Source organism: Flavobacterium undicola, from assembly GCF_009909155.2.
In the GTDB taxonomy this organism is placed as follows: Bacteria; Bacteroidota; Bacteroidia; order Flavobacteriales; family Flavobacteriaceae; genus Flavobacterium; species Flavobacterium undicola.
Window position 1 is genome coordinate 179,470 of the sequence record NZ_JAAAPM020000003.1, and the last position, 26,883, is coordinate 206,352.

20 protein-coding genes and 1 tRNA gene are annotated in these 26,883 nt (G+C 34.2%); 11 read left to right on the forward strand and 10 right to left on the reverse strand.

Features of this window, described 5'->3' with window-relative positions:
- Positions 1-122: 122 nt before the first annotated feature.
- The 8 genes from GTZ96_RS03080 (at position 123) to GTZ96_RS03115 (ending at position 8,372) form a co-directional block, all read left to right on the forward strand.
- Positions 123-1,148 carry a hypothetical protein gene (locus GTZ96_RS03080; protein WP_161641120.1) on the forward strand — a complete coding sequence of 342 codons (1,026 nt, stop codon included), beginning with the start codon at positions 123-125 and terminating at the stop codon, positions 1,146-1,148.
- A gap of 44 nt (positions 1,149-1,192) precedes the next feature.
- Complete coding sequence (gene rsmI, locus GTZ96_RS03085; RefSeq protein WP_161641121.1) at positions 1,193-1,912, forward strand: 16S rRNA (cytidine(1402)-2'-O)-methyltransferase; 720 nt, start codon at positions 1,193-1,195, stop codon at positions 1,910-1,912.
- Positions 1,913-2,014: 102 nt separating this feature from the next.
- Positions 2,015-2,359 carry a HopJ type III effector protein gene (locus GTZ96_RS03090; RefSeq protein ID WP_161641122.1) on the forward strand — a complete coding sequence of 115 codons (345 nt, stop codon included), beginning with the start codon at positions 2,015-2,017 and terminating at the stop codon, positions 2,357-2,359.
- Between the two features lie 133 nt (positions 2,360-2,492).
- Positions 2,493-3,683 carry an ATP-binding protein gene (locus tag GTZ96_RS03095; RefSeq protein ID WP_161641123.1) on the forward strand — a complete coding sequence of 397 codons (1,191 nt, stop codon included), beginning with the start codon at positions 2,493-2,495 and terminating at the stop codon, positions 3,681-3,683.
- Positions 3,684-3,740: 57 nt separating this feature from the next.
- Positions 3,741-5,438 carry a single-stranded-DNA-specific exonuclease RecJ gene (gene recJ / locus GTZ96_RS03100; protein WP_161641124.1) on the forward strand — a complete coding sequence of 566 codons (1,698 nt, stop codon included), beginning with the start codon at positions 3,741-3,743 and terminating at the stop codon, positions 5,436-5,438.
- Positions 5,439-5,440: 2 nt separating this feature from the next.
- A complete protein-coding gene (locus tag GTZ96_RS03105) occupies positions 5,441-6,724 on the forward strand; it encodes an MFS transporter (protein ID WP_161641125.1) in 1,284 nt (427 codons plus the stop codon).
- Positions 6,725-6,878: 154 nt separating this feature from the next.
- The gene (locus GTZ96_RS03110) at positions 6,879-7,925 is read left to right on the forward strand and encodes a glycosyltransferase family 9 protein (RefSeq protein ID WP_161641126.1); all 1,047 of its coding nucleotides are present in this window, start codon (positions 6,879-6,881) and stop codon (positions 7,923-7,925) included.
- 90 nt (positions 7,926-8,015) lie between these two features.
- Positions 8,016-8,372: a hypothetical protein gene (locus GTZ96_RS03115; protein ID WP_161641127.1), complete on the forward strand. Its 357-nt coding sequence runs from the start codon at positions 8,016-8,018 to the stop codon at positions 8,370-8,372.
- Here GTZ96_RS03115 and GTZ96_RS03120 read toward each other — a convergent pair.
- The 3 genes from GTZ96_RS03120 to GTZ96_RS03130 all read right to left on the reverse strand — a co-directional run bounded on the left by GTZ96_RS03120 (position 8,369) and on the right by GTZ96_RS03130 (position 10,581).
- Complete coding sequence (locus GTZ96_RS03120) at positions 8,369-9,112, reverse strand: UDP-2,3-diacylglucosamine diphosphatase (protein WP_161641128.1); 744 nt, start codon at positions 9,110-9,112, stop codon at positions 8,369-8,371. The genes GTZ96_RS03115 and GTZ96_RS03120 overlap by 4 nt on opposite strands.
- Before the next feature lie 79 nt (positions 9,113-9,191).
- A complete protein-coding gene (locus GTZ96_RS03125; protein WP_071184587.1) occupies positions 9,192-9,644 on the reverse strand; it encodes a 6-pyruvoyl trahydropterin synthase family protein in 453 nt (150 codons plus the stop codon).
- Between the two features lie 169 nt (positions 9,645-9,813).
- Positions 9,814-10,581 (reverse strand): enoyl-CoA hydratase/isomerase family protein, encoded by a 768-nt coding sequence (locus GTZ96_RS03130; RefSeq protein ID WP_161641129.1) that lies wholly within the window; start codon positions 10,579-10,581, stop codon positions 9,814-9,816.
- A gap of 101 nt (positions 10,582-10,682) precedes the next feature.
- Here GTZ96_RS03130 and GTZ96_RS03135 point away from each other — a divergent pair.
- From GTZ96_RS03135 to GTZ96_RS03145, 3 genes are all read left to right on the forward strand, one after another.
- Positions 10,683-10,756 (forward strand) — tRNA-Ala (locus GTZ96_RS03135).
- Between the two features lie 249 nt (positions 10,757-11,005).
- Positions 11,006-11,653, forward strand: a complete 648-nt coding sequence (locus tag GTZ96_RS03140; protein ID WP_181033129.1) for a DUF4145 domain-containing protein — start codon at positions 11,006-11,008, stop codon at positions 11,651-11,653.
- 22 nt (positions 11,654-11,675) lie between these two features.
- A complete protein-coding gene (locus GTZ96_RS03145) occupies positions 11,676-12,431 on the forward strand; it encodes a hypothetical protein (protein ID WP_161641130.1) in 756 nt (251 codons plus the stop codon).
- 283 nt (positions 12,432-12,714) lie between these two features.
- Here the strand turns inward: GTZ96_RS03145 and GTZ96_RS03150 are convergent, their stop codons facing one another.
- The 7 genes from GTZ96_RS03150 to GTZ96_RS03180 all read right to left on the reverse strand — a co-directional run bounded on the left by GTZ96_RS03150 (position 12,715) and on the right by GTZ96_RS03180 (position 26,878).
- Positions 12,715-15,183 carry a glycoside hydrolase family 31 protein gene (locus tag GTZ96_RS03150; RefSeq protein ID WP_161641131.1) on the reverse strand — a complete coding sequence of 823 codons (2,469 nt, stop codon included), beginning with the start codon at positions 15,181-15,183 and terminating at the stop codon, positions 12,715-12,717.
- Between the two features lie 184 nt (positions 15,184-15,367).
- Positions 15,368-16,405 (reverse strand): IS5 family transposase, encoded by a 1,038-nt coding sequence (locus GTZ96_RS03155; protein WP_161641132.1) that lies wholly within the window; start codon positions 16,403-16,405, stop codon positions 15,368-15,370.
- Between the two features lie 233 nt (positions 16,406-16,638).
- On the reverse strand, positions 16,639-17,991 hold the full coding sequence (locus GTZ96_RS03160; protein WP_161641133.1) for a glycoside hydrolase family 43 protein: 1,353 nt from the start codon (positions 17,989-17,991) through the stop codon (positions 16,639-16,641).
- 17 nt (positions 17,992-18,008) lie between these two features.
- A complete protein-coding gene (locus tag GTZ96_RS03165) occupies positions 18,009-19,346 on the reverse strand; it encodes a glycoside hydrolase family 43 protein (RefSeq protein WP_161641134.1) in 1,338 nt (445 codons plus the stop codon).
- 412 nt (positions 19,347-19,758) lie between these two features.
- Positions 19,759-23,766 (reverse strand): hybrid sensor histidine kinase/response regulator transcription factor, encoded by a 4,008-nt coding sequence (locus GTZ96_RS03170; protein WP_161641135.1) that lies wholly within the window; start codon positions 23,764-23,766, stop codon positions 19,759-19,761.
- Between the two features lie 78 nt (positions 23,767-23,844).
- Entirely contained in the window at positions 23,845-24,909 is a 1,065-nt protein-coding gene (locus GTZ96_RS03175) for a formylglycine-generating enzyme family protein (protein WP_161641136.1), read from the reverse strand.
- Between the two features lie 91 nt (positions 24,910-25,000).
- On the reverse strand, positions 25,001-26,878 hold the full coding sequence (locus tag GTZ96_RS03180) for a glycoside hydrolase family 13 protein (RefSeq protein ID WP_235972832.1): 1,878 nt from the start codon (positions 26,876-26,878) through the stop codon (positions 25,001-25,003).
- Positions 26,879-26,883 lie beyond the last annotated feature (5 nt).

The window sequence follows — 26,883 nt, forward strand, 5'->3', positions numbered from 1 at the left end:
AGTAGAAAATTTTTAGCAATTCGAGGGATTGTGAATGCTTTATTAAAAGTAAACGTTCAAATTCTTCTCTGTTCAATAAACAAAAAGACATTCGCCAAAATACATACTATAATTTAACCATTATGAAAAAAAGATTAGAAGCCGATTTAATTAGTATCGCTCACAGAATTTTACAACTCAAGGATAAATCTGATATTAATCAATTGTATTTGGAAACCCAAAAACTATACGAAAAACTGTCTGTTTTAAAATTTATAGAGGAGAATTATGCTGATGCAAAACCTACAATTGGCAACTATAGCGAAATTGAAAAAGAGATTGAAAACATCTACGACAAAGAAGCTTCTTTGCCAATTGAAACGGAAATAACAGAAAGTAACTTAGCTCAAGAAACTGAAATTGTCGAAACAAAAGAAGAAACACCTGAAATAGTTGTTCCTGAAACCGAAGCAGCAATAATCGACGTAGAAAACCCTGATGACGAAATTCCTTCCGAAGAAATAATTTCTGTTGAAGAAGCTGAAATGGAAAACAACGACGCTGAATTTCAAGAACAAGAACCTGAAATCGAAATTGAGGAAGAAGAAATTGAGGAGAAAACAGAAGAAGAAATTGCTGATGAAGTAGAAGAAACAAAAGAATTCATTCCAGCCTTTGAACTTAGTGAAAAAGTTGAAACCGAAATAGAAGAAGCTAAAAAAACCGAAGCTGTCCAAATCTCATTCGAAGATTTATTAGGTTTAAATTATAACGAACCAGAATTTATAAAAGTAGATAAGGATGCAGTAGTTCCTGCTAAAAATATTGTTTTTGAAGCTGTTGAAGAAGAAACAGAAACAGAAACTCCACTACAAAAGGAGATAGAAACTACTGAAAAAACACCTTCAAAAACAGTTTCTTTAAATGATAAATTAGCAAAAAAAGGAATTGAAATCGATTTGAATGATCGCATTGCATTTGTAAAACATCTTTTTGGCAACAGCAACGAAGATTACAATCGTGTGATGAATCAATTAATTACCTATGATAATTTTTTCGAAACCAAAAGTTTTATCGACGAAATGGTAAAACCAGATTACAACAACTGGGAAGGAAAAGAAGAATACGAAGAACGTTTTATGGAAATAATTGAAAAAAAATTCCTTTAAAAACACACAAACAGTAAATACTGTTTAAAGTTTTAAAATTACTTATGTCAAAATTATATATCGTTCCCACGCCCATTGGAAATCTTGAAGACATGACTTTTAGAGCTATTAGAATTCTAAAAGAAGCCGACTTGATTCTAGCCGAAGACACACGTACCAGCGGAAAACTCTTAAAGCATTTTGAGATTAGCACCCACATGCACAGTCATCACATGCACAATGAGCACAAAACCATCGAAAATGTAATTTCCCGACTCAAAGCTGGTGAAAATATTGCACTCATTTCGGATGCCGGAACACCTGCTATTTCCGATCCCGGTTTTTTATTAACGCGTGCTTGTGTCGAAAACGGAATTGCAGTAGAATGTCTTCCAGGTGCTACCGCTTTTGTTCCTGCTTTGGTGAATAGTGGTTTACCGAATGATAAATTTATTTTTGAAGGTTTCTTACCTGAGAAAAAAGGGCGTCAAACCCGATATTTAGAACTAGCCGAAGAAACCAGAACAATGATTCTGTATGTTTCTCCACATAAATTAGTAAAAACACTTGCTGAATTTGTGACTTATTTTGGCGAAGACCGACAAATATGTGTTTCGAGAGAACTTTCTAAATTACACGAAGAAAACCGCAGAGGAACAGCAAAAGAAGTTTTAGCTCACTTTGAAAAAACAGCTCCTCGTGGCGAAATTGTTGTGGTTGTAGCAGGAAAAACAATCATTAAAGAAGCCAAGAAAAGTAAATTTTCGAAGGACGAAGAAGATTAAATTTAGTCCAATTTCAAAGATTCACAATCCTTTAATAATCTTCAAATCTGTGGAAAAAAACAGAATAAATCTGCTAAACAGATAACAATAAAATTTAAAATCATGATTATCAAAACCTTTTTAGAAAAATTAAAACAAACACCCGAAACAATAACTTTTCCTGAAACTATAGCTTTAATCGAAGAAAATTACCTTTTTACTCCAACAGCTTTTCAAAACGGGAATACCCATAATCCGGCAGGAACAAATTCAGGTTCTTGTAAATTATTTGCTTTTGCAAAATTGCAAAACTTATCTCAAGCCGAGACCTTAGCTTGTTTTGGTGCTTTTTATCGCGATGAAGTATTGGGAGATCCTGAAGGAACCAATCACCAAAATATCCGAAATTTTATGATTCACGGTTGGGACGGAATCCAATTTGAAGGAGAAGCTTTGGATCTAGAATAGAAGCAAAAACCAAAAAATGTTGTCTTCACTCAACAATTTTATACATTAATCGTTAATCATAAACAACAAAAAATAACAAATTATGTTGTTTATGATTAACAATTTGTATATTTGTTACAAATAATTATCAAAAATGGAAGATTTACTATTTGAATTTAATCAAAAACTTTCCTTTACTTCGTTAACGTTTCAACGGTATTTGATAAATAAAATTGATTTAAACAATCGCTTAATAGCTATAAAAGGAGCAAGAGGTTCGGGAAAAACAACATTGATTTTGCAGATTGCAAAGAAAATGCTCAACGCAAAAAACACCTTATATGTAAGTTTAGATCACATTTATTTTTTTGAAAATAAACTGTATGATTTAGCGAAACAGTTCTCCAATTTTGGAGGTAAGCATTTATTGCTTGATGAAGTACATAAATATCCCAATTGGTCTAGAGAAATAAAATTGATTTACGATAATTTCCCTTCATTAAACGTAATTTTCACTTCCTCTTCCATGTTGGAAATTTACAAAGCCGAATCGGATTTAAGCAGAAGAGCAGTTTCTTACAATTTGAAAGAATTATCTTTTAGAGAATTTATTTCGCTCGAAACGGCTAAAGAATTTCCAATTTTGCCTTTGGAAGACATTCTGAAAAATCATAATGAGATAACACTCAAAATTCTTGAAGAAATAAAACCCTTGCCATTATTTTCAAAATATTTGCAAATGGGTGCTTATCCTTACTTTAAAGAAAGTGAAGCTGATTACCCTCAAAAATTACTTAATACCATAAATCTTATTATTGAAATCGATATCAATGCAGTGGAAGATTTAAATTATGAAACTTTGGTAAAACTGAAAAAACTTTTAATAACAGTAGCAACCAGTGCTCCCTTTACCCCAAACATTAGCAAACTGAGTGAAAAAATTGGTGTTTCAAGAAACACACTCATCCAGGCCATCAAAATTTTAGACCGTGCAGGATTAGTAGGCGAATTATATAAAGATACAACTGGAATTGGAGTTTTAACAAAACCCGAAAAATTGTTTTTGAATAATACGAATTTAATGTATGTCTTAGCAAAAGAAAACATTAATATCGGAAATGTGAGGGAAACTTTCTTTTTAAATCAATTCAAAGGATTAAGAGAGATCAATTTATCCGAAAAATCAGATTTTATTGTAGATAAAAAATATACATTTGAAATTGGGGGCAAAAACAAGACTAAAAAACAAATTGCGAACATCGATGAATCCTTTATAGCCAAAGACAACATAGAAATAGGATTTGGAAATATTATTCCCGTTTGGCTATTTGGTTTCATGTATTAATCTTGGAGTAACTTTTAAAAAACAATCCCGAAACTATCGGAATCAAAACTATAATCAATGCGCTGGACTCTTAAACCCAAACCTTCGGAAGACAAAATCAAACAATTGGCGCAAGCCTTAAATGTAGAAAATTTTGTTGCCCAATTGTTAGTGCAACGCGGAATTGAAACTTTTGAAGAGGCAAAGCATTTTTTTCGTCCTTCTTTAGACCATTTGCATGATCCTTATCTGATGAAAGATATGGAAAAGGCAATTGAACGCATTGAAATCGCCATCGAAAACCAAGAACGTATTCTCGTTTTTGGCGATTATGATGTCGATGGAACTACGGCTGTTTCTCTGGTCTCTTCGTATTTAAAAAGTTTTTATCCCAATGTCGCCACTTACATTCCGGATCGTTATGACGAAGGTTATGGCGTATCCTTTAAAGGCATTGACTTTGCTGATGATAATGGTTTTTCATTAATTATTGCTCTGGATTGCGGTATCAAATCGATTGACCATGTGGCTTACGCCAAAGAACGAAACATCGATTTCATTATTTGCGATCACCATAGACCAGGAACAACATTACCTGAAGCCGTTGCGGTTCTCGACCCAAAAAGAAACGATTGCAACTATCCTTATGATGAATTATGCGGTTGCGGAATTGGTTTTAAATTAATTCAGGCTTTGGGCTTGAATCGAAATCAAACCATCGAAGATTTAGCTCCTTATTTAGACTTAGTTGCCACCGCCATTGCTGCTGATATAGTACCAATGACAGGTGAAAACCGAGTATTGGCTTATTTTGGTTTGCAAGTCATCAATAACAATCCAAGACCGGGAATCAAAGCTTTGATTCACCAAATTAAAAAACAAACATTAGACATTACGGATGTCGTTTTCATAATTGCGCCCAGAATCAACGCAGCTGGACGTATCAAGCATGGTAATCATGCAGTAGAATTGTTAAGCGAATTTGATTTTGAACAAGCACAACAATTTGCTTCAGAAATAGAACAATACAACTCCGATCGAAAAGATTTAGACAAACACATTACCAAAGAAGCTTTTCAGCAAATCGAACAAAATCAGGAACAAGAACGTTTTACAACCGTGGTTTTTCAAGAAGACTGGCACAAAGGTGTCATCGGAATTGTAGCTTCCCGATTAATAGAAACCTATTATCGTCCTACCTTGGTTTTTACAAAAAGTGGCGATAAATATGCTGCTTCGGCTCGTTCGGTAAAAGGATTTGACGTGTATAATGCGTTGGAAGCCTGTTCCGAACATTTGGAGCAATTTGGAGGACACATGTATGCTGCAGGAATGACTTTAAAAGCCGAAAATTATCCCATTTTCAAAGAAGCTTTTGAAAAACAAGTACAAGAAACGATTCATCCTGACCAACTTATTCCTGAAATAGAGATTGATGCCGAAATCAATTTTTCGGACATTACACCAAAACTCACCCGAATCCTGAAACAATTCGAACCTTTTGGCCCTATGAATATGACACCAGTTTTTTTAACCAAAAATGTTATCGATACGGGTTATGCTAAAAAATTGGGTTCAGAAGAGGAACATCTAAAACTTTTTGTAAAACAATCCCGAAGCAACGGGACCGAAGGCATTGCCGCAATAGGTTTTGGATTAGGGAACAAAATCGATTTAACTACAAATCAAAAAACATTTCAAGCTGCATATTGCATTGATGAAAATGAATGGAATGGCAAAGTTTCAACACAATTACGACTAAAAAGCATTCAATAATAATGACTTCAAAAAAAATACACAAAAAAGACCCATACGCTGCCTTGCGTTACAAAGAATTCAATACTTTTTTATTCCTTCGCTTTGCCATGGTTTTTGCCTGGTCTATGCAATTTATCGTTATCGAATGGGAAGTCTACAGCATTACTAAAGATGCCCTTTCACTGGGAATCATCGGACTAATGGAAGTAATCCCTGCCGTTTCACTAGCCTTATTTGCAGGACATATCGTTGACCAGAAAGAGAAGAAAGGATTATTGATGAAATGTATCTTTGGCTTTTCGATAATTAGTTTTGGTCTTTTCTTACTGACTTGGCCAGTTGTAGTTGAAGGATTTTCAAAACAAATCATATTATATTCCATCTATTTTCTGGTATTTTTAGGTGGATTAGTTAGAGCCTTTCTTGGACCAACTATTTTTTCTCTTTTGTCTTTAATTGTGCCTAAAAAAGTCTATCCCAATGCGGCTACCTGGAGTAGTACCGTTTGGCAAATTGGTTCCGTTGTAGGCCCAGCTGTTGCAGGATTTTCGATTACTTTAATGGGAGTTCATTGGTCTTTATGCTTAGTTTTTGCTTGTTCTATAATGGCTTTGCTAGCCTTATCCCAAATAAGTGAAAAACCTATTTTAAATCCAAAAATTGGAGAACCCGTAATGCAAAGTCTAGCCGAGGGAATCAAATTTGTTTTTAATAATAAAACCGTTTTGGGAGCAATTACACTGGATATGGTTGCAGTTCTCTTTGGAGGTGCCGTAGCCTTATTACCTATTTTTGCTCAGGATATTCTAAAAGTAGGGCCAGAAGGTTTTGGATTCTTAAGAGCAGCGCCTGCCGTTGGAGCTTTCCTGACCATGCTCATTACTGCTTATGTTCCTTTGAGCAAAAATGCAGGAATGAAATTATTAGCTGCCATTTTTGGTTTCGGTATTTGTATTATTGTTTTTGGACTCTCAACCTTGTTCTGGGTTTCCCTTTTTGCTTTATTTTTCAGTGGTGTTTTCGATGGTATTTCGGTAGTCATTCGTCAAACTATTTTACAAATTAAAACTCCTGACAACATGCGCGGAAGAGTTTCGGCTGTAAACTCCATGTTTGTTGGTTCTTCAAATGAATTAGGTGCTTTTGAAAGTGGATTGACTGCCCGATTGATGGGAACGGTAACAGCCGTTGTTTTTGGCGGAAGCATGACACTTTTAGTGGTTTTAACTACTGGTATTATCTCTCCATCTTTTAGAAAATTAGATTTAACTAAAGATATTGAGGAACATGAAAAAGGAGAATAACATCCACTTACTCCAAGTTTAAAAAAATTCAATCCAAAACAATTGATGTATTTTTCTTAATAAAATAATTGTTGTTTAAGCAAAAAATGACACTTAACGATAATTTAATTTTATTCTGTTTTTTTATACTAAATTCACACTTAAAAAAAACAATATGAGCTTCAAATCCGAAATTAATGTTGTCAGAAGGAAAATCACACATAGCCTGACTAAAAACATTGGAAGTAATAAATTGGACAAAAACCATAATTCCAATTTAAAAATAGACTTTAAAAATATTTTAATCAACCGTCCAAACCATCGTTTGGGTAATTTGTTATTGATAACTCCTCTTGTTCAAGAAATTAACTCCGTTTTCCCTGATTGCAAGATTGATTTATTTGTAAAAGGAAATTTAGCTCCTATCATTTTCGAAAATTATCCATCGGTAGAAAATTATATTATTTTACCTCGAAAGCCTTTTGAAAACCTCATTAAATATTTTCAAGTTTGGTTTAAAATAAAAGAAAAGAAATACGACTTAGTCATTAATATAGACAAAGGCTCTTCTTCAGGACGTTTGTCTACTCAGTTTGCAAATGCTAAATCCAAATTTTTTGGAGAAGAAAACGAAGAAATAATTCAAGAGTATGCTGACTATGAACACATGGCAAAGTACCCAGTTTATGAATTTCGCCATTATTTAAATCAACTTGGACATCCAAAACAACAAAAGACAGTTCCCTCAATAAACATCAAATTGAGCGCAAAAGAACTTCAAGATGCAAAATTAGTTTTAGACCAAATTGTTCCTAATACAAAAAAAACGATTGCCATTTTTACTTTTGCAACTGGCGATAAATGTTATTCTCCCGAATGGTGGAATCCTTTTTATGAAAAATTAAAAGATAGTTTTCCTGATTATAATATTGTCGAAGTTTTACCAGTAGAAAATGTTTCTCAAATCAATTTCAAAGCACCATCATTTTACAGTAAAGACATTCGAGAAATAGCTGCTTTTATTGCCAATACATCCCTTTTTATTGGTGCCGATAGTGGAATTATGCACTTGGCTTGTGCATCACAAACGCCCGTTTTAGGTCTTTTTGCTATCACCAATCCTGAAAAATACGAACCTTATGGTAATGGCAGTATCGCCATTGACACCAAAGTTAGCAGTTTAGAATCAATGATTGACATTATTAAAACTCATCTCAATTAACAACAAAGCCTTTATTGGTTTTATTTTTTTATTATTTTTATTTAGAACTAATATAAATAATAATTATATTTGTTTCATACTTTAGAAATTATGGAACAAATACAGCAAATCTATTTAAACAGTCTTGGCATTGCTTTTTATTGGGAAAAGGGAGAAGGCATTATTCCAAACAGAGTTCAGTTAATATTTAAGGAAATTGGATTGTTTTTCTCCATTCCTGAACTTAGGGAATTTGAGTATTTAATTGATGAAAGTATAGTCAAAAACCGCTGTTGCGAAGACTGTGCCTTAAAAAACGGTAATTGCAAATTTTTACTAAAAACCCCTTTGTATCAAATTGATTTGTCCGTATCTATGGACGAATTAAATAAGATAAAAGATTTAGTAAACGGAACTTTGTTTAGAATAAATATGGAAAGTTATTTAAACGGTGAAGGAAAGAACTAATTTTCGAATTTCTTTAATTCAAAGTTTTCTCCATCGAAAACGCCATAAGTGAAATACGAAATCCAGTCGCCTAGATTGACATAGTCGGAGTTTTCGCCAACTGGATGAATCATTGGTAAATGACGGTGACCAAAAACCAAATAATTATAATGTTTGGTTTCTAATTTTCGTTTGGCATATAAAATTAACCATTCGTTCTCTTCACCTAAAAATTTCACGTCAGATTCACCAGAAATCAATTTATTTTTTACCGAAAGATATTGTGCCAAACGCACCCCAATATCAGGATGAAGCCATCTAAAAAGCCATTTAGAAAACGGATTGGTAAACACTTTTTTCATGCGTTTGTATCCTAAATCGCCAGGACCTTTTCCGTCTCCGTGTCCAATAAGAAAAGTTTTTCCATTAAAAGTGAATTCCTGATTGTCATGATAGACTGGAATGTTAAATTCTTTTTCTAAATAATCATCCATCCACAAATCGTGATTTCCTACGAAGAAATAAATCGGAATTCCGCTGTCGCGAATTTCGGCAAGCTTTCCTAAAACTCGTACAAAACCTTTAGGAACAACAGTTTTGTATTCGAACCAGAAATCGAATAAATCCCCTAAAAGAAAAATAGCTTCGGCATCTTTTTTCACTTCGTCAAGCCAGGCGACAAATTTTTGTTCTCTTGGAAAACTTAATTCGGCTGTTGGCGCTCCAAAATGTTGGTCAGAAGCAAAATATACTTTTTTCATTCGATGTGTTAAGGGTTAGAAGTTAAGGGTTAGAAGTTAAGAGATTTACTTAACATCTAACTTATAACGTACAACTTTTTTAAAGATTATCACTCGCAAACCACTCTGCAAATGAAGATTCTGTTTCCTGCAATTTTAAAGAAAAAAGAGTGATTCTTTCAGGCAATCTTCTGATTATTCTTTCTGCAAAATCAACAACCATGTTTTCACTGGTTGGCTGATAATCTACTAAAATTACGTGATGTCCTCGGTTTTTTAATTCTTGAGCCAACTCAACATGTGGCGTAGTTTCGTTAAAAACAGTCGCATGATCAAACTGATCTACAATTTCTTCTTTGACAATTTTTTTCAAATCCGAGAAATCGATTACCATTCCGAATTTAACATCATTACGGTTTGTAATTGGTTTTCCAATAACCGTTACAGACAATTTATAACTGTGACCATGTACGTTTTTACATTTTCCGTCGTAACCGTATAAGGCATGACCTGTTTCGAAACTAAATTGTTTTGTAATTCTGATATTACTCATCGTGGATTTATTTTGACTGCAAATTTAATGAATTGATATGAGAAATGACTTGAAAATTGTTTGTTTGAAATTTCGTCGATTTTAGCCCCGGTAGAAACGGCATCCTTTTATCTCTTTCTCAAAAAGAGATAAAAGATATAGTGGATGACGGGAATAGCTCCTGAAAAAATTATTTTTTAAATTGGGTTAAAGCTTTTTTAGTAAAATCAGACAAAACCAATTGTCCCGTAATTGCTGCTCTTTCTAATAAAAGTGATTCCCAATCTTCAGTTCCTTCCCAAATAACTTTCTTCATTTCCAATAAAGCATCGGGATTATAGGAAGCTAATTTGGAGCTAAAATCGGCAATAGCATTATCTAATAATTCAGCAGTTTCAAAAACGGCAGCATACAATCCTTTTTGTTGTGCCCAAGTCGCCGATTTCCATTCGTGAGCTGCCAAAGTCATTTCGGTCATCGCTGTTTTACCTATTTTTCTACTCACGGCTGGTTCAATCACAAAAGGACCTATTCCGATGGCTAATTCAGATAATTTTATAGAAGCATTTGCTGTTGCAAAAACATAATCGCAAGCTGCTGCAATGCCTACTCCTCCTCCAACTGCTTTTCCGTGAATACGTCCAATAATCAATTTAGAACAACGACGCATGGCATTAATTAAATGAGCAAATCCAGAAAAAAATTCCAATCCTTCTTCTTGATTTGAAACAGCCAAAAGCTCATCAAAAGAAGCACCAGCACAAAAAGCAGCCGTTCCTTTGCTCTTTAAAACAATCACGTTAACGGTATCATTACCACTTAAAGTATTGATTTCGGAAGTCAATAAATCCAATAAGGAACGAGGAAAAGAATTGCTCGCCGGATGTCCAAATTCAACCGTAGCAATATTATTTTCAATAGTTGTAATTAATGAGCCTTTAGAACTTTGCATATCCATTGAATAGTTTTTAGGTAAAGTTAAAAATATTCGACAGAAACAATACTTTTTTCAAAAGTTGTTTTTTTTGAATCCCATAAAATACTATATTTGCCGAACTTGGGGGATTAGCTCATTTGGCTAGAGTACTTGCCTGGCAGGCAAGGGGTGACCGGTTCGAATCCGGTATTCTCCACATAATTTCCGCTAACTTCTATAAACATTGAGGTTAGCGGTTTTTTTTATAAATTATCTGTGTCAATTTCGTGTCAATATTATTTACGCAAATTAGTCCTTTTCAAGTTTTCTTTATCAGTTAAATAAACATACATAACTACTATTTTTAATCAATACAATTGTTGTACTTTTACTACAATTATCCTTTGGTAATTTCAAAAAATAATCAACTTTGTCATTACAAGGAGACAATTAATAACAAAAATAGATGAAAACACAATACATAGCTCCAGAATTAGGATTAAGAGCCTTTAATTGCCCGCAATGCCACGTTTATGCTAAACAAGACTGGTCTCAAATGCAATGTGCTCAAAAGCTTACTGCTAGTAATTCACATATTTATTATAATAAAGAATTTAATGTCTCCTATTGCACAAGTTGTGGTGGTAATACAATTTGGAAAGGTGAAAATATAATTTATCCTCAAAATACGATTGTTGAACCAGCAAATTTGGATCTTCCTGATTATATAATTAATGATTATAATGAAGCTGCAAATGTTCTAAATATATCACCAAGAAGTTCAGCTGCATTGTTAAGACTTGCAATTCAAAAATTATGTAAACATTTAGGTGAACCTGGTAAAAATATCAATAATGATATTAAAAATTTAGTTGCAAAAGGTTTACCTGCCCAAGTTCAAAAAGCACTAGATACTGTAAGAGTAATTGGCAACGAATCTGTTCATCCAGGTGAATTAAATTTAAACGATAATCGTGAAATTGCTAATACGCTATTCAAGCTAGTAAATTTTATTGCTACTAAATTAATATCCGAGCCAAAAGAAATAGATGAAATGTATAATTCATTGCCGCAAGGAAATTTAGACGCCATACAAAATAGAGACAATTCATAGTAACTGTATAAATTAACTTTAAATGTTTGATGAAACGAAAAAATCTGTAGAATCTATACTTTCACAAAGGCTAACAAGTCCTTTTTATGGAACATTAATTATCTCTTGGCTTATTTGGAACTGGAAAATTATTTATCTGACATTTTTTGTTAGTGAGAATAATATCACTGGAAACAAAATTGATTATATACTAGAAAATTGTAATGATACATGGCATCTTGTATATTACCCTTTGATTTCGACTGCAGCTATTTTGCTTTTGCTTCCCTTTGTAACAAATGGATCTTACTGGCTTGACTTAATTTTCAATAAGTGGAGAGTTAACAAAAAGAATTTTGTGGAAAGCAAACAACTTTTGACAATTGAAGACTCGATTAATTTAAGGGAATTGTTACTTACAAGTGAAAAACGTTTTGATACATTGCTTGCAGATAAAAACAAAGAAATTGAACAATTAAAAGGTATTATAGAAAGTTCACAGACTCGAAATAATAATATCCCAGATATTGGTGATAGAACTTCTAATGATGATACACAGAACTTAGTTAAACAAATAACAGAAAATGAAAAACTAAAAAATGCATTTAAAATTATAGAAGATCATATACTTGGAAGAAGGAATGATAATGATTTAAGGACTGAACGAGAAATTACAGCTGATATTTTAAGATTTTATGTTTCAAATGATATAATTGTTAGTACTAATAATTATAGCTACAAATGGACAACAAAAGGGAAAGCCATATATAAAATAATAGCAAATAATGAATTTGAGTAAATATTGCATTTGAGTATAAACAGATTTATGATTGAAAAAGTAAAATATAATAAATTGCGAAATTCTCAATGGCCATAATCGCTCCCCTCTGCTGACCTGTGTCAAATTTGTTTCAAAAAGAACTACGAATTAGAAATTCTTAAAAACAATAACACTGATAATCAAGGCTTTAAAAATGAAAAAAACACCAGATTTTATTAAATTAAAATCCGGTATTCTCCACCAAAAAATCCTTAAACATCACTGTTTAAGGATTTTTTATTTATTCTAAAGAATGAAAATTTTACAATTTCACTGATTTTTCTTTTCCGTCGTAGCTAATTGTTTTATCGAAATTAGTTGTACCAGTCATTCCAGTTCCTTTTTCCTTACTTACAAGGATAATATTAAACGTTCTGTTTTTTATCATTCCTTTGAAGTCTCCTTTTCTTTTTCCAACAGTTAATGTTTTGGTTTGCTCATTCCATTTAAAAGTTATAGTAGAATAGGCTCCTTTTTCATAATTGTAATTGTCGTTTTCATCTTCGTATAAAGTGAATTCGCCATTAGCTCCAGGATAAACACGGATTTCTAATTTATCCCATTTTTTCTCCGTAGCATATTGCACTTTTGGACCAAAAGGAATAATACTTCCTGATTTAATGTACAAAGGGATTTCATCGATGGTTGTTGCTTTTTCAATTTCCTTACCTCCATTAATTTTCTCGTTTGTCCAGAAGTCATACCACGCTGTTCCTTCCGGCAAATACACTTTTGTTGATTTAACTTGGGTAAAAGTTACAGCTTGGGCTTTTGTACTGTTGGCATCATTATTTTTATCCCAACCTGTTTCTTCGTTTGATTTTACAATAGTTTCCGGAGTATACTGGGCATTAACAATTGGCGCAACCAATATTGATTTACCAAATAGATACTCATTGTTCATGTCTACCACTTTCTTATCATTAAAATCCATTACCAAAGCACGCATCATAGTAGATTGATTATTTGTAATATCCCAAGAAGCAGAATAAATATAGGGCAACAGTGAATAACGCAAATCAATTGTTTTGGCTATCGCATCATAGATTGTTTCGCCTTTTTTTCCAAAATTATATATTTCTCGAGGAATATCTGTACCATGCGAACGCATCATAGGCGTAAATGCCCCAAACTGAAGCCAACGAACATACAATTCTTGAAATGATGGATTCTTGGTTCCTTCACCCCATCCTTTTTTATAAGCACCTGCAAAAAAACCACCAATATCCGTATTCCAATAAGGAATTGCACTCATAGAAAAGTTCAGGCCTGCAGGAATTTGATTGCGCAAGGATTGCCAAGATGAATTCACATCGCCCGACCATGTATTTGCTCCGTAACGTTGCTGTCCGGCAAATGCTGAGCGGGTAAGGATAAAGATACGCTTGTCAGAACTTGCCGCACGTTGGTGTTCTGAAACTCCTCCTACTGTCATCAACGGGAAAGCATTACGCACTTTTCTAAATGAACCAAGGTGCGTTTTTAAATCAAAATCGGAAGGTTTAAAGTCTAGATGATCTGGTTCGGACGAATCCATCCACCATCCGTCAATTCCCAACGAGAAAAGACCTTTGTTTAAATACTTCCAATATATATCACGAGCTTCTGGATTGTATGGATCATAAGGCTGAACACCTGATGGATAGTCACGGTTTGGCGGCCATGTATCCAATCCAGATTGTGGCCAAGTACCAAAATTCAAAAGCATGCCCTTTGGTTGCATTTCTCTGAATTGCTTGGTTTGTGGTCCAAATGAATTCCAAATAGAAATAATTACGTGTGCATTCATGTTGTGAATATCATCCACCATTTTCTTTGGGCTAGGGAATTCGGGGTTAAGAAAGTCCATAGCATTCCACAAATAATTATTCCCCCAGTACTGCCAATCCTGAATAATTCCATCAAGTGGAACACCCAGTTCACGATACTTACTCACTACGCCTACCAGTTCATTTTGGCTCTTATAACGTTCTTTACTTTGCCAATAACCAAATGTCCATAATGGAAACATGGGAGCTTGTCCGGTAAGTTCACGCATACCTGCAATGGAACCGTCAATATTTCCACCAACCATAAAATAATAATCAATGCAATCACCAACTTCTGATTTGAATGAAGTACTTTCTGGCTTATCTTCGAAAGTAGTAGGAGAATAATTATCCCAGAACAATCCGTAACCTTTTGTAGAAACAAGGAAAGGAACATAATCATCGAGGTTGCCTTGTACCATGTTGATTTTTGCGTTACGCAGCGATAATTTGCCTCGCTGTTGTTGCCCCAGACCATAAATAGCCTCGTCTTTGTCGAGTGTAAATAATTGATTGATGCTATAGGTTTTAGATCCTGCATCATCAAAATCAGTAAACGTTGTACCCGATTCTTTCTCACTTAAAAGTGCTGCTCCAGCAAGTGTATAATAAGATATTTTACCCGATTTCAAATTAACATCAACTTTCAGTTTTTCGCTTTTCAACGAAATGATATCTCCTTTTTGTTGGATTGTGAATTTTGTATCCTGTGGTTTTTTGTTTACGGAAAGACTTTCTTTTTTGAAAGCAACTCCTTCAGGTGATTTCAAAATACGAACAATGTTTGGGTTATAAAATTGAATTTCGATATCTATTGAATTGATTTTAGATTTTATACCCAAATTTGTTTTTTGATACGATTGTGCCTGACTATTAATAGCAAAAACTATTAAAAATGATAGAATTAAATAGATTTTTTTCATATTATGTTTGTATTTATGGTAATCTCTAAAAACTACTTTCAGTATTTCTAATTGCTTCTTAGCGTTTTTAAAAAACAGAAAGTAGTTTTTAAGTTTTCATATTTTGAGAACCATCTCTCGGTTAAATACCTAAAAACCAAGGCTGTTGTAATATTTTGTATTGGTAACTATGCGCACGTTCCCATTAAATAGTTTGAATTTGAATTTTTCTAAACATATTGTAGGTCAAATTCATCAACCCAATAAGTCCTTCAACTCTTTTTAGTCCAATGGCATACAAATTCATTCCGTTCATACTTCCTTCCATGAAACCAAAAACATGCTCAACCCTTGAGCGAACCCTTGATTTCTCTTTGTTAATTGCATTATCTTGTTCGGTTAACGGGTTGTTTTTGTAGCCTTTTTTACAGGTTTTATCGCTCATCTCTTTTTGAGATATAATATCTTGTTGCTTTTGACCTCTATAAGCAGAATCTCCATAGAAATCTTCATCTGAATCATTTTCATCGAGTAGACTTTCTAGCGTTTGTGAGTCATGTACAGAAGCATCTGTTACCTCATATTTTACAATTAATTTACTTTTAGCATCTACTTTTACGTGATTTTTATAACCATAATAACTTACATTATTCTTTTTAGTCCATCTTGCATCTAAATCCTTTTGAGATTTTTTATTCGAATTTTCATTGAACGATTCCGGAGTGTTTCCAGCTTTAATTTCAGCATTTTCAGCCCTGCTATTTCTTTGTTTTGGAACTTCTATAAAACTAGCGTCAATTATTTTTCCTTCGTTTATTATCAAATTTAGTTGCTCCAACTCTTTCAAAAACAAAGCAAATAATTCGTCAACTAATTTTAGATCAATCAATTGCTCTCTAAAACTCCAAACTGTTTTACTGTCAGGAATGTCATCTGCTATAGTCAAATTTAAGAAGCGCATAAAGCTCATTCTGTCATTTATTTGATATTCGATTTGGTCATCCGACACATTATAATAACGCTGAAGGATTAAAATTTTGAACATCAAAACATAATCATAGGGTTTTCTTCCTCCCTTACCTTTGGCAATTTTTGAAAGATTAGTTTCTAATAAATCTCTAAAAATCTCAAAATCAATATGTGCATTTAGTTTCTCTAAAGGATCTCCTAATTTGCTCAATTTTGATAATCGAATATCTTGGTCAAAAAAACCGTAATCTCTATGTCTCTTAAATTTTTTCATCAGAGCAATTTAAGCATTCTTGGACACTTATTCAAATTCGTGAGTTTTTAAGGTACCCTTATGTTTATTTATTTGTTCCGGGTCTAAAACCCTGCAATTTATGGCAGTATTTTAGTAATGTAAAAATATAATCTTCGATTTTTTAGTATTGATAAAAAGTTTCCAAAATTGAGGCTTTCAGTCTCTTATCAAACAAATCTTTGCACTGAAAATAAAGAGTGGTTTAGTTCTTTTTATCTTTTAGTAGAAAATTTCCACCAGTCAAAATTAAACATTTTGCCTTCACCACTGGTAAATACAAAATAGAGATCGTGTATCCCTTTTGTTTTGCTTATTGCGCATTTTTTAGTAACCCACTTTTGCCAATGACCTGTATTTTGTACCAAACATGTTCCTAGTAAAGGACCAGAAAGACTATCGGCGTGAATTTCAATTTCCCCTCCTTTTGTATCGGAAGACACGCTTACTTCTAGTGATTTTGCTCCATTTTCAAAATTCACTCCCTTTACTTTAATGTAATCAGTATTTTCAATATCAGTCACGTATACTCCAGTAAGATCACTTTTTTCTGTTTTCACACCAGATTCCCATGCAATGCATTCTGCTTCATTTCTAAGATAAGGATTTAAAGTGCCAATCTGTTCAGGCCCTGTTGTTGACCAAAAAGGCAATTTTTGAATGGTGCCATCAGCATTATAAGTCATTTTTTCCAGACATATTGAACGTCTTTCGTAATGAGTATTAGACTTAGCCCATAAAAGTGCATAATTAAAACCAAAAACATACGAATTACCTTTGTAATCTATTATACCTGGATGGTTTCCTGATGATAAGTGGTTAGGATCCATAATCATTCCCTTATATTCCCAAGGACCTGTTGGATTATTACTCATTGCATAACCCATTCCTTCGGGACAACATTTCGATGCGTAAGCTAAATAATAATGTCCGTTCCTCTTGTAGAACCATGGTCCTTCCTGATAATTTGCTGGTTTAGAATCAATTTTTACAATATCACCTGAATATGAAATCATATCAGTATTCAACTTTACATAAAAACAGTTTGGATTTCCCCAATACATATAAGCTTGTCCTTCATCATCTATAAATACGGTTGGATCAATGTCACCAGTACTATTGTTTTCAATCAGTGGTTTTCCTAACGCATCGATAAAAGGTCCATAAGGGCTGTTTGAAACTGCTACGCCAATTGCCATTGAGCCTTTTTTCTTGGCCACAGGGCAATACATATAAAACTTACCGTTTCTGGCTATACATTGAGGAGCCCATGCTCCATTTTCGGCAGCCCAACTAAACATGTTTAGAGATGCAACAATCCCATGGTCAGTCCAATTTACCATATCCGTCGTGGTATAAAGTAACCAATTATACATTTTAAAACCTTTGGCATCATCTTCGTCATGACCGGCATAAAGAAATACCGTGTCTTTATAAACCATCGGTGAAGGATCTGCAGTATATTTTGTTTGAATAATTGGATTTTGTGCAAGACATTTAATACCAATTGGAGAAGTTAGACTAATGAATGCTACTACAGCAAGTTTTTTGAATTTACTTTTTTTCATTTGTTTTATGTTTATATTTATTTGAACTTCCAGTAATCAAAATTGAATAACTTACCTTCTTCGCCCTTGAAAACAAAATACACATCATGCACTCCTTTTGTTTTAATTAGTTTACATCTTTTAGTAATCCACTTGTTCCAATCATTAGTATTTTCAATATTACAGGTTCCTAACAAAAGACCCAAAGCGCTATCAATATGAATTTCGATTTTTCCTCCTTTAGAAGCAGAAGCCACACTTGCTTTGAACGCTTTCGCTCCTTTACCAAAATCAACACCTTTCACTTTAATGTAATCACCATTGTCAATAGACGTAACAAAGACACCAATCTTGCTGCTTGTTTCGGTCTTAATACCCTCTTCCCAACAGATTTCTTCTGCCTGATGCCTGATATATGGGTTTAGATTTCCAATCTGTTCCGAACCTGTTGTTGTCATCCTAATCAGCGGTATTGTGCCATCTGCATTATATTTAAATTGATCCACACATACTGAACGACAACTATTTCCTCCTCCTGGCAATGCACCATTATGATATACAAAATAAGAATTTTCTTTATAATCAATTATTCCTGGATGGTTTGTCCAACTGGCACCTTCTTCTGGCATAATGACACCTTTATATTCCCAAGGACCAGTTGGACTTGAACTCGTACTATAACAGATGTTTTCTCTTTCAGGTACCTGACCAGCATATGTCAAGTAGTATAATCCGTTACGCTTATATAACCAAGGAGCTTCAAGATAGCTATCAACAGATGCTGCTGTCTGGGGAATTTCTATTATTGGGCCTGAAGTGGAAATCATATCTTGATTTAATTTCACCAGCCAAAGTTTCCCGTTACCAAAATACATATAGGTTTGACCGTCATCGTCTATAAACACAGTTGGATCAAGATAGTTATCACCTGTAATCAATGGTTTTCCGATTGCATCGGTAAAAGGTCCCTCAGGTCTGTCTGATACTCCAACTCCAATTCCAAACCTGTTTTTTTTTAGTCTGATACAAGCATACCAATAAAACTTTCCGTTTCGGTAAACGCATTGGGAAGCCCATGCATCAACATTTCCCCAACTAAATGTTTTCAAGTTCATTGGTGATCCGAGATCTGTCCAGTTTGACATATCTGTTGATGAATAGCATCTCCATTCTTTCATATTAAACCATTTATTTGTTTTAGTAATTTCGTCATGCCCCGTATATACATAAAAAGTATTGTTGTACACCATAGGAGCAGGATCTGCAGTATATCTTGTTTGAATAATTGGATTTTGTGCAAGACATTCAAAACCAATAGGTGAGGTTAGACTAATGAATACTACTACAGCAAATTTTTTAAATTTACTTTTTATCATTTGTTTTTATTATTTGTTTTCATCACTGAATAAATGAAAGTTTATAGAGTTCACTTTAAATAAGTTGCAATAATTAAAAATTTCTAATTTAGCAAGTGTATGATAAGATATCTTGTCCGATTTCAATTAACATCAACTTTAAGATTTTTCCTTTTTAAGGAAACCATATATCCTTATTGTAGGACTGCAATTTAATTTTTACCCTTAAGGTTGTTTTTTGATAATTTTGAGCTGCTAATGAAGTAAAAGAAAACAACACAAGTAACAGAATGTACTGGTGATTTCTATTCAGAAATGCATTTTTCATTTGGTTTAATTTAAGTTAATCAATAAGAACCAAAGCTATTTTTATTCACTTAAACGAATGGGTATGATATGTTGTTTTCATTGGTACATTTCGTTGTTTATTCATCTATAACAGCTCATTATCCGCATTTTTTTCATTTTGAGCATACTTTGAAGGACTGACTCCAAAAGCTTCCTTAAAATATTTACTGAAATATTTCTGCGTATTAAAACCCACTTTCTCGGCTACTTCGGCTACGGGATACTGCCCCTGAATTAAAAGTTGTGCGGCGCGTTTTAATCGAATGGAACGAATAAATTCCGAAGGGGCAAGCCCAGTTATGGATTGCATTTTTTTATATAAAACCGTTCGATCCATTCCCAAATCCTGACTAAACTGCTGAACGGAATAATCGGGATTATCCATGTTTTTTTCCATGTAGCCAAGTGCTTTTTCGATTAACTGTTCGTCAATTGAAGTAATGGTAATCTCTTTTGGATTCACCTCTAATTTTTGCGAGAAGGTTGATTGCCGTTGATTTTTCTGTGCAATCAATTTATCTATTCGAAGTAATAATATTTCCAAATTAAATGGCTTAGCCAAATATTCATCGGCTCCCGATTGATACCCAGTCATTTTTAACTCTTCGGATGTGCGAGCAGTCAATAATATTACTGGAATATGCGAAGTCTGTACATTCGATTTTATGCGTTTGCATAGTTCAAAGCCATCGACTTTGGGCATCATCACGTCACTTACTATCAAATCGAGAGATTTTGACAAAGCCAAATGTTCTCCTTCTTCACCATCAGCAGCTTCAAAAACTTCGTATTTATGAGACAACTCCGTTACCAGAAAATGCCTTAAATCGTCATTGTCTTCGACTACTAAAAGGGTTTCTTTTTTTGATGGTGTTGCAATAATCTGATTACCGATTGTGTCTTCAGGAACTACAAGAAGAGTTTCAAAATCTATTTTTTGAGGAACAAGATTTGTTGGAATTGTAACAGCAAATACCGTTTTTACATTGGGTTCACTTTCCACAATTATATCTCCCGAATGCAATGCTACATATTCTTTCACCAAATGCAATCCAATACCACTTCCACCCTGAGTTGTTGAAGCCTGATAAAAACGATTGAATACATTAGGTAAATCGTTTTCTGAGATTCCCGAACCTGAATCGATAACTTTAAGCTGAACAAAATCCAAATTTTGATTCTCCATTGGTTGCGAAAGTTGGACTGTAATTGTTCCCCCTGCTGGAGTAAATTTAAAAGCATTCGACAACAGGTTATTGATTACCTTATATAATTTGTCTTTATCAAAATACATAAATGACTCTGGCTTTTCGGATTGTATCGAAAACTCAATCTGTTTTTCCTGAGCTAGTTTGCCAAATAAATCTTCGAATTGCGTTACAAAATCTACCAAATCGCCAAAAGTTAGATTCAGTTTTTCACCCGAAATTTCCAAGCGTCTAAAATCCAATAATTGATTTACCAAATGCTGTAAGTTTAACGCATGACGGTGCACTAATTTAATCCTGGATTCGATAGCCGTCTCTTTTATTTCTTTCAATATGGATTCCAACGGAGTAATAATCAACGTAAGCGGTGTGCGGAATTCGTGACTGACATTAGTAAAGAAACTAAACTTCATTTGATTCAGTTTTTCTTCATTCTTTCGCATTAATTGCTGATTGGTCCATTTTTTATAATACGACAACGACAAATAAAGCAACAGCAAGACGATTGCCAGATACAAAACATAAGCGATCGGCGTTTTCCAAAAAGGCGGATTAACAACAATGCTGATTTCGGCATACTCCTTCGACCATTCTCTACTATTGCTGGCTGCTTTCACTTTCAGCACATAAGTTCCTGAAGCCAAATTAGTATAAGTGGCAGTTCCAGTTCCGTTTTGCGCCACTATTTCACGCCAATTATCATCAACACCTTCCAAACGATAGCGGTAATACGTTTGCGTGGGATTGACATAATTCAATGCCGAAAAATCAACACTTATAAAGTTCTGATTATAGTTTAAAGCTATACTTTTAGTTGTAGCGATTGCATTTTTCAATATGGTATTACCATCATAGGATTCACCCGATTTTACTTTAGTTCCAAAAAGCATCAAGCCAGTAAACAATGGTTTTTGCAATTGTTTAAACGACCAAGGTTTTTGCAAATCGATGATATTGAACCCATTTACACCGCCCATCAAGAGCTGCCCCTTATCTGATGCAAAAGTAGCGGAAGGAGTAAATTCATTTTCAATCACCCCATCATAATGATTGAAATTAGCAATAGAAAAACGAAGCTGTTTTCCTTTATTATTTACCGCAATACGGGAAACACCTCCCGCTGTGGTAATCCATATTAGTCCTTGTTTATCTTCTACAATTCCTTTAATGCTGTTATTAACCAAACCATCATCGGTAAAAAGCGTATGCAATTCGGCTTTTGATGGCTGCCAAACACTTAATCCATCCTGAGTTCCAATCCACACAATCCCACGACTGTCCTTAAAAATAGCTGTATAATTTTGGTTTTCGTTCTTCAAAAGTTCTTTCAGCGGTTGGCGGATGTTGTTCATTTTATAATTATAAACAAACAATCCAGTGTTACTTCTTCCCAAAAAAGATTGTTTGTCAAAAGGAATCAATTGAGAAACGGAACCTAATGCTTCGCCATTCAATGTCAATTGAAGTGACTGAAACTTTCCACTCACAGGATTAAAATTAGCTAATCCATCAGATGTTGCAACTAAAAATTGTCCATCCGGTTTCTCCGCAATGGAACGGCAATTTCCACCAAGCCCATCAATATGTTTAAGCTGATTGTTTTGCAAACAATACACTCCTTTATTCCTGGTACAAATCCAAATCCGATTTTGGGAGTCTTTTGTCATCGAAAGACAATCTACATCGGCAGGTAATTCGCGAAAAATGAAAAGTTTCGAAGTTTTGGGCGAATAGCTGTACAGTCCCTTTTTTGTTCCAACCAGAATCGTATTTTGTGCCGTTTGCTCAAAACAAGTTACATCAATATCTTTTAATTGTGTCCCAAAAAACGTTTTCCCAACATTCTTAAATTTGAATCGGTCGGGATGATAATACAACAATCCGTGATTGAATGTCCCAATCCAGAGTCCGCCTTGGGAATCGTTATAAAGCGTACTTGCTTCGGTATTTACTTCGGTTCCATCAACCAACTTAAACGATGGAATAAATTGTTTTTGTTTCAGGTTCTTGTCAATCAACCACAATCCGATGGCACAACTCACCCATAAATTGCCTTTACTATCAACAGAAATCGTATTGAGCCAATAGTCGGTTTGAAGTATTTTTGTATGAGTCCGTTTTTTAATATCATACCCTAACATAATACCTCCTCCTCCATTTCGTATCTGATACAATGAATTCTCCGACTGAACAACCATCAGCGTGTTGCCATATTTCGTTGGATTTTCATTCGACAAAGAATTGGTTTTATACAACTCTTTGGCTGTTTTCAAATCATAACAAACGATTAATCCGTTTCTATAAAAAAGAAAAAGTTGTTGGCGTATAACAGCTACATCATACAATTGGTCTTTTGATCCATTGGGAGTAGAAACATTTTTAAGAAAAATTGAAGTCTTTCCATTTTTGGCATTTCGAAATAACAACTTATCAGAAGAAGTAAGCACCCAATAATTCTGAGAAGCATCAAGAAAAAAGTCGGCAATGGGTTCTCGAATTCCCATTTTAAATAAAACGCTATCTGGTTTCGACACAAAACGTTCCTGTTTTATATCAAGAAGCATCAACTTTCCTTTGTCTTTTATCCAGACATATTCTTGGTCCACATAGCCGTGGTGAAATCCTGAATAGCCAGTGAGACGGGAAATATTATTGCCTTCTAAATGTAAATATTTAAAGGAAGTTCCATCATAAATATTGGTAACCCCTTCGGTAATGACAACCATTCGCCCATCTTGAAGCTGCAAAATAGTACGTACTCTATTTTCCGAAAGTCCATTTTTAGAATCGATGGAGGTAAATACGAAAGACTGCTGCGCATTTAGAAATACACAGAAACACAAAAACAACCCAAGTAAAATATATCGACGAAAATTGCTATTCATAATTTCTATTAATCTGTCTAAATCCAAAACGGAAATAGTCAATGACGAAACTACAAAAAAACCGTATTATAATTTAGATTACTTTCGTTGAAGCATTTTTAAATCGGCTACCGTTCTAAAACCGGCATGATTGGAACTGGAACCTTCAGCCAATGCCATTCGGGCAGAAATTCTAAAACTAGAACAATAGGATTCGTTACACAAAAAAGAACCTCCTTTTATTATTCTTTCTTTTTCAAATTGATTATTTGGATTAAAAGCTTCGGCAGCACCTTGCGGATTGCGTGTTGTTTCTCCTTTCGAAAACAATTCCTGATAATAATTTGCATTGTAATAATCCTGCGTAAATTCCCAGACATTTCCAGATAAATCATAAATTCCTAATGAATTTGGAGCAAATGATTTTACGGCAGCCAAAGCAGCATAACCGTCTTGATTACTATTATAATTTGGAAAATTACCTTGCCAGGTATTGGCTTCTTTATCTATTTTTGACTTATCATTTCCCCAAGTGTAAATGCTGTTTTTTAAATTTCCCATAGCTGCTAATTCCCATTCGGCTTCCGTTGGCAATCTACGTTTCGCCCATTTGCAATAAGCCTCAGCATCTTCAAAGGAAATATGCACTACCGGATAATTGTCTTTTCCTATAATATTGGATTTTTTCCCTTCAGGATGACGCCAGTTAGCTCCTGTAACCCATTTCCACCATTGTCTAAAATCAGTATAATCCGTAACATTTTTTACTTTATCATTAAAAACCAAAGAACCAGGTTGCAATAAAGAATCGGCTGGTTTAGGCGTTTCTTCAGGCAAAGTTTTTTTAAATTCTTCCCAAATAATAGGTCTTTCGGCAGTGGTGACATAATGAGTTTCGCCTACAAATTTTTTAAAACTGGCATTGGTAACTTCGGTGATATCCATAAAAAAACCATCAACAGCAACACTATGTGCTGGTTTTTCATGTTCGAGTGCTAATCTGTCGTTTGTTTTTGCTCCTTGAGTAAACGTGTTTCCAGGCACCCAAACCATATTTGCGGGTGTAGCCACATCTTCTGGCTGTTCTTTAATAAGAGTCTGTTTTTTATTGCAAGAACAAAGGGCGACCAACAAAAAACCAAGAATCCATTTATTTATTTTCATACAAATTGTAGCTACTCGTTTAATTTATCTAAAAAGCTAAGAAACGCTTATAGAAACCTAAAAATTAGAATCAAACAAAGCTACTATTTTTTCATTCCAATTCTAGTAGCAAAACCGATTGTGCTTCAATCATAAATTCACTTTTTAAATCAATAAGTTTTCCAGACAAAACATCTTTTCCTGATTTGAAATCTTTTATATTTTCCTGAAAGCGTTTTGTTTCGATATTTCTTGTAGTCAATCCATTATTCACAACAACCATCACAGTTTTTTTATCGGTAAACCTAAAGTAAACATAGACATTATTTTCTGGAATATAGTGGGTCATTTTTCCGAAATGTACAGCTTCATTTTCTTTTCTCCATTGGAATAATTTAGCAGTAAAATCAAAGAATTGCTGTTCTGCCGCGGTTCTTCCCGATTTAGTAAAGGCGCTGTGGGTGTCGCCTTTCCATCCGCCTGGAAAATCTAAGCGAATTGCTCCGTCACCTTCATTTTTATTTCCGGCCATGCCAATTTCAGAGCCATAATAGAGTTGTGGAATACCACGGACAGTAGCAATCAGAGCCATGGCCATTTGGTACTTTTTAAAACCTTTTTTATAGATCTCGTTAAAACGTTGGGTGTCGTGATTTTCGACAAAAGTCATTATACTATTTGGATTGGGATACAAAAAATCATTGGTGAAATTATCATAAACATTAATAATTCCTTTATCCCATGCCGATTGATTCTCTTTAAATACATTAGCAAGTGTTTCCATTAAAGTAAAATCCATTACGCTGGGTAAATAGGAATTGTAATTTTGAATGGCGGCCAGTTTACTGTCTTTTTGCCAATAAGCCATTTGTGCTTGGTCATGCATCCAAACTTCGCCTGCAATATTAAAATTAGGATATTCTTCGGTGATGGCTTTCGTCCATTTTGCGATACCTTCCTTATTATTGTACGAATAGGTATCTACCCTAAACCCATCTAAATCGGCATATTCTATCCACCAAATGGCATTTTGAATCAAATAATTTAACACCAAAGGATTTGACTGATTTAAGTCCGGCATTGATTTTACAAACCAGCCATCCATGCACATTTTAGCGTCAATTTTGGAAGCATTGGGATCAAATTGGGTCGTCATGCGGTAATTGGTTTGTGCATAACCCGGAAATTGATGAATCCAATCATAGGTAGGCAAATCATTTATCATCCAGTGCGCCGTTCCCCAATGGTTGGTCACATAATCCATGATGAGTTTCATGTCTCTTTTGTGCAATTCGGCAGCCAATCTCAGGTAATCCTCATTGGTTCCATAACGCGGATCAATGCGGTACACATCCGATTGTCCGTATCCGTGATAAGAACCTTGAGGGTCATTGTCTTCGCAAAGCGGTGTCGGCCAAAGTGCCGTAGCACCTAATTCTTTGATATAATCCAGATTTTGAATTATTCCTTCAATATCACCTCCATGTCTTCCGCTTGGGTTATTTCTATCAGCTTTTTCGGCAAGCATTTTTTCGCTGTCGTTTTTGGGATTTCCATTCGCAAAACGATCGGGCATTATCAGGTAAATCATATCGGAAGCATCGTAGCTTTTGCGTGAAGCCGAATTTTCTTTGCGCTGTTTTAAAGCATATTTCTTGGTAAACGTCACTTTTTTATTTTTCGAAAAAGAAAAAAGGATATCCTGAGCGGACACATTTTTAGTGTCAATAGTTACAAAAAGATAATTAGGATTCTCTGTTTTTTGAATGGCTTTGATGGAAATCGCATTCGAAACGGCCACTTCATTTTCGGCGATATTTTTGCCATAAAATAAAATCTGCACTTCGTGATTATGCATTCCGGCATACCAAAAAGGAGGTTCTACCCTTTGTATTTGAGCGTTTGCGTGCAACGAAAATAAAAATAACATTATGAATTTTATTTTCAATAATTGTTCAAATGCCTTTTTATTATATTCTTTTAAATTCATGTTTT